This window comes from Streptomyces apricus (genome assembly GCF_008369065.1).
In the GTDB taxonomy this organism is placed as follows: Bacteria; Actinomycetota; Actinomycetes; order Streptomycetales; family Streptomycetaceae; genus Streptomyces; species Streptomyces apricus.
Window position 1 is genome coordinate 1 of record NZ_VDFC01000067.1, and the last position, 4,939, is coordinate 4,939.

Here is a 4,939-nt window from a genome sequence, read left to right on the forward strand (position 1 = left end):
GGCGGGGACGGTCATGGGTTCGGCTTTCTCCGGCGGGGCGGACGGGCGGACGGGGCGGGTGATACCGCTGCGGGTGGACGGCAGCACGGTATCCGTCGTCGCGCTCCTCTGTCCGACGTTCACTCGAACGCCCGTACGCCAGTACGTGCGTACGTCCAGGCGCCGGCGGCGGTGCCGAAGGTCACCGCTGCCGGCGGGCCCCTCCCCAGGGTTAGGGGCGGGTGCGCGAGACGTTCGTGACCGGGAGCTGTTCCTGCGCGCCGGACACGTAGAGGTCTCTCGGGGCCGTGCGCAGCGTGAAGGTGTCGTCGTAGTCCTCGATGCGGGTGACCAGCATGAAGGAGCCGTCGGCCTTGGCGGTCGTCCTCCTGTCGTACTGGCTCTCCCAGTAGGTCTGGAGGAAGACCTCGGTGCCACCGGGGTTGATCCCTCTGGGGAGGGTCACCCTGCCCTGGACGACGAGGAACTCGCCCGCCCGCACCCTCCTCTTGTTGACCGTGTAGGCGACGGAGCTGGACTCGGCGTCGACCGCCACCGTGGTGTCCGCGAAGTAGCCGTCCTGCGGGGTGTTGAGGTCGCCGTCCTCGTCGTAGAGGGCCGTGATCTGCACCTCCTGCTGGACGTTGAGCAGGCTGCTGTCGCCCACGTGGTCGATGTCGACGTCCGGGACGGTGAACTCGCCGGCGGCGTCGCTCACCGGGATGCCCAGGTCGCGCGGCTCGTAGTAGGTGGGGTCGATCGGGTCGCCCCACGGGTTCCAGGTGGTGAAGCGGACGACTTCCTGGAGGGTGACGGGGATGCCGGGCGCCGGGGTGCCGTCGGCCTTGGTGACGGTGCCGGTGACGTCGACGCGGCGGTTGTCGTAGTCGGTCCGGGACGGGGTGGTGCTCACGGTCAGCACGTAGGCGTCGCCGGGCGAGAGAGCGGCGGCGGGCTGCGCCGAGGCGGCGGGGGCGGACAGGGCGCCTGCGGCGAGCAGGAGCGCGACGGTCGCGGCGAGCCGCGTCGGCAGGGACTTCCTGAGGGTCTTCCTGGGCACGGTGAACTCCAAGTTCGCTCGGGAGTGCAGGAGTCACGCCGCGCGGCACCGGTTCCGCCGCGGCGCAGGTGTGCGACGCACCGGGTTCGACCGGCACGGAGGAAGGGGAGTTGCCCGTGCGCCGATCCGCGTTACACGGCTGTGGCATGAGGGTGTTTTGCGCGGATTCGCGGTTCACCCCGATGTCGGCCGCAAGCCGCCCTCCGTTGCCAGGTGCCCGGAGCTGATGCTGAGTACTCCCGTTCCGGAACTAGAAAAGTAGCCGCATATATAAGAAATTTGGGAGTGCAGGTCGAGCGGCTGGTCGCCTATTCCTCTCTGTTGGATGACCCCCTTCGCTTGTTCTTCATCCCGTAGTACGTGAAAATACTCAGGACGACCACGAGGGCCACGACGAAGAGAACAATTCCGAAGGTTCCCTCTGGGTACCATGAACGGGCCAGATTCACTGATTTCACCTTTCTGATCTTTAACGCTCTAGCGTGACGAATTTTTGGGTCGAAAAGCTATCCAAGCAATGAGGACGAGAATGTCAATAATTGCCGCGACAGCCAGAACAGGGAAAGCGGCATCCCATCCTCCCCTCGTGCCAAGAATTACGGCAAGTAGGTACAGGAAGCCGGACGAGATAACGAATAGAATAAAATTACGCTTTGTGGTGCTCTGCCCGTACGCTTGCTCAAATATTTTGGCCACCTTTCTCCCTTACTGTCGGGTCAGCCGTCGCGCGCGGCCAGCTCGGATTCTCAGTGCTGTCGTATTTTTGTTACTTCAGGGAGTCTTACGCTTTTCCGCCTGCATATTCACCTGCTCCTGCTGCGAGGACCGTGCCACCCGTGCCAAGGGCGAAGGTGGCGACGCCCCCCTGTCGGTACGGCGGTGAATCCCGCGACGAATGCGCAGCCGGACTCGATCGCAATCCCGGTAGCGAGGCCGGCTATCTGTCCGAGAAGTGCGTCAGTGTCACCTTTTAGACCGTTTTAGACAGCCTTTGTCACGTCGCTCGCACCTTCAGTCAGGGTGCTCACCCGGCTGAGTCCGGTGGGGTCCTGGTGGCAGTTGGTGAAGCGGTAGGGCTGGGAGACCCCGGCTTTTTCGGTGGTGGTGGAGCGGGTGACGCCGCGGGGGCTGTAGGCGTACGTGTTCACCTTCGTGCCGGACTCGTCGGTGAGCGCGACCACGGAGCCGAGGGCGTCGGTGAGGTAGTAGTACGCCTTGCCGCTGTGGGTCATGGAATTCAGCGTGCCCCCGGGTTCGCGAACAAATCCCGTGTCCACACCGGCAGTTGTTCCCGTAATCAGGCCGATCGCGGCTGCCGGGGTGGACGACGACCTACGTGCAGCCGGCCCGTTCGAGCCAGCGCCACTCGGCACGTCCATCACGCCACGCTTGAAATCGCCCGCCTGCACAACTTCAACCCCGCCGGATAGACGAGCGGTCGACATAGTCGCTGGCCTTGCCCGCACGACTCAGAGATCATTCACGGGACGGATCTTCGCCGGGTGGTGACCTTAGGTGATCATCAACGGCGTAGCGGCTCCAGTTGAAGCGTACGTGCGAGTTCCGAGGAGGGTGACGACGACTTCACTCAGTGTTGCGCCTTCCTCTTGAGTAAATGAAAATACCTGCAATCAAAAAAATTACTGGCGCGACCATGATGGGGATGAATCGCGCCCCGCTGACTAGCATTACCACGACCGCTGCCGCCATCGCCAGGGTGAAAAATAACATCACCGCGCCGAGAATTTTTACAATCTGCGCAGACTGGCGATCCATGACGCCTCCCATGCTGGACGGGCCATTCTTCTTTGGTGGATTTCAGTTCCCGCCCGGTAGAACGCCAAGGATCTGCGGTACCTCGGACCGCTCCACCTGAAGGAAACCAGATCGGTCCCTGGCTGTTACGAGATGACCTTATTCCGAAACCAAGACCTGACGCAGCCCCACCTAATGCAGGGAACTTCGTAGACTTTAGTGAACCTGGGGTGGTTCAGAAGGGGGCGGGGGTGGAGGATACGGCGGAGGGGCGCTGTTGTGTGACTTTTTCCGGAAGGCTAGGAGGGTAGGAAATAGGAAACCTGCGATGCCCCCTGCGGCAGCTCCCAGTAGAGCCGCCAGCACGAATTTCCAGCCGAAACCGGAGTCAAATAATTCTAGTGGTCCTGCCACGATGCATCCGAAGATGGCCGTCATGAGGGCGCCACGCCAACGGCGTTGCGTGTTCGGCTCATTCTTTCTCATCGGATGTTCCTCTCTTTTCTTCCTGCGGAGGGCCTGCGAGGCGGGGTGCACTCGCAGGCCCTTGTTTCAGGTTGTCTCTACAGGAAGCGCCCTAAGGGTTGTCCCGTAAATGATCTACGGCATGCTCGGTGACCTGCTGGTTTCTGCGTCACCCGGCGAGGGCGAGGTTGTGCAGGCGGGCGATGCCGAGCGTGGCGTGGTGAACGCCGTCGCCTTTCAGGCGGCAGTCGCGGAGGATCTTCCAGCCCTTCATGCGGGCGAAGACGTGCTCCACGCGGGCGCGGACCTTGCGGTGCGAGGCATTGTGTTCCTCCTTCCAGGCCGGGAGTTCGGCCTGGCTCGTAGGCCCACCCGGCGAACCCGAGCCCGCCCAGCGGATGGTCCGAGGCCCCCGCAGGAATGGCGTACGGCTTCCCGCCCGCGTCCTCCACCTCGCGCAGCGCCTGCTCCCAGCTCTCCTTGAAGCCGATCCCGAACCCGGCCCGCACGAGCCGCACGTCGGCGCCGGCGAGCCGGCTGATCAGGATGTTGCCGACCTTGTCGTACACGGAGTCGGGCCACTCGACCCAGCTCTCCTGCACCAGCACGCACTTCAGCCCGGCCCGGGCGGCACAGGCCGCCACCTGCCGCGTGTGGTTGGACTGCACCCCGCCGATGGACACGAGGGTGTCGCAGCCCTGCGCCAGCGCGTCCGCGACGAGGTACTCCAGCTTGCGCGTCTTGTTGCCGCCGTAGGCGACCCCGGAGTTGCAGTCCTCCCGCTTGGCCCAGAGCGAGGCTCCGCCCAGGTGCGAGGTCAGCCGCTCCAGCGGATGCACGGGCGAGGGCCCGAAGAGAAGGGGGAAACGCTCGAACGAGGACAGGGACATACTCGGCCTCCCAGCCGGCTCAGTCAGGACGGTCGGCGAGTCCTTCGAGCCCTCGCCAGATCTCCGCGGTGACCCGGACGGCCTCGTCCACGTCACCGTCCGCACACGCTTCGATCAGGCGCTCGTGCAGGCCGGCCGACCGGCAGGTGCCGCCCTCGCCGAAGCGCCGCCGCTCCAGCCGGCGGATCAGCGGCGTGTACCGGGCGACAGTCGCCGCGGCCGCGCGGTTGCCGCTCACCCGCACCAGGACGCCGTGCAGCTCGTCGTCTGCGCGCAGCGCGCCGTCGACGTCCCCGGCCCGCACGGCGTGCGCGAACCGGGTGTTGGCCGCGCGCATCACCTCGACGTCCGCCGCGCCCAGCCGCGGCACGGCGACCCGGGCGGCCAGCTCGTGCATGGCGCCGACCACGGCGGCCGCGTCCCGCACCTCGGCGGCCACCACGGGGGTGACCCGCGTGTAGCTCTGCGGCTTGCTCTCCAGCAGCCCCTCGTCGACGAGCCGCGAGAAGGCCTCCCGCACGGGCGCCCGGGACAGCCCGAGCCGCTCGGCGAAGTCGCCGTCCCGCACGACGGCACCGGGCTCGATCTCACCGGCGACGATGGCGTCGCGGATCATCAGGTAGGCCTGGTCGCGGAGCAGCGTGCGGGAAACGGATCGGAGGGTCACAACTGAAATGTTAGATGTCAGTAGAAGCCCACGGCAAGCCCACGGCAAGACGAAGGGGCGGCCCCGCCGAAGCGGGACCGCCCCTCCCCCCGTCGCTCACCCCGTGGCCGACATCTCCGGCCC

General features: G+C 65.7%; 3 protein-coding genes and 3 pseudogenes. All 6 read right to left on the reverse strand.

All coding sequences use genetic code 11. From position 1 onward, the window contains the following. Positions 1-211 precede the first annotated feature (211 nt). A complete protein-coding gene (locus FGF04_RS33295) occupies positions 212-1,039 on the reverse strand; it encodes an acyl carrier protein (protein ID WP_235882624.1) in 828 nt (275 codons plus the stop codon). 1,034 nt (positions 1,040-2,073) lie between these two features. Beyond that, positions 2,074-2,346, reverse strand: a pseudogene (locus FGF04_RS33300) (hypothetical protein); the annotation flags it as partial. A gap of 277 nt (positions 2,347-2,623) precedes the next feature. Continuing rightward, positions 2,624-2,815: a hypothetical protein gene (locus FGF04_RS33305; protein ID WP_149515123.1), complete on the reverse strand. Its 192-nt coding sequence runs from the start codon at positions 2,813-2,815 to the stop codon at positions 2,624-2,626. Positions 2,816-3,428: 613 nt separating this feature from the next. After that, positions 3,429-3,617 (reverse strand): annotated as a pseudogene (locus FGF04_RS33315) (transposase); the annotation flags it as partial. 1 nt (position 3,618) lies between these two features. Beyond that, positions 3,619-4,149: pseudogene (locus tag FGF04_RS33320) on the reverse strand (pyridoxal-phosphate dependent enzyme); the annotation flags it as partial. 19 nt (positions 4,150-4,168) lie between these two features. Beyond that, positions 4,169-4,816, reverse strand: a complete 648-nt coding sequence (locus FGF04_RS33325) for a GntR family transcriptional regulator (protein WP_408055702.1) — start codon at positions 4,814-4,816, stop codon at positions 4,169-4,171. Between the last annotated feature and the right edge of the window lie 123 nt (positions 4,817-4,939).

What these genes read in the sequence shown, in the direction of transcription:
- FGF04_RS33305 (WP_149515123.1), bottom strand. Translation starts at nt 2,815, where the DNA reads ATGGATCGCCAGTCTGCGCAGATTGTAAAAATTCTCGGCGCGGTGATG.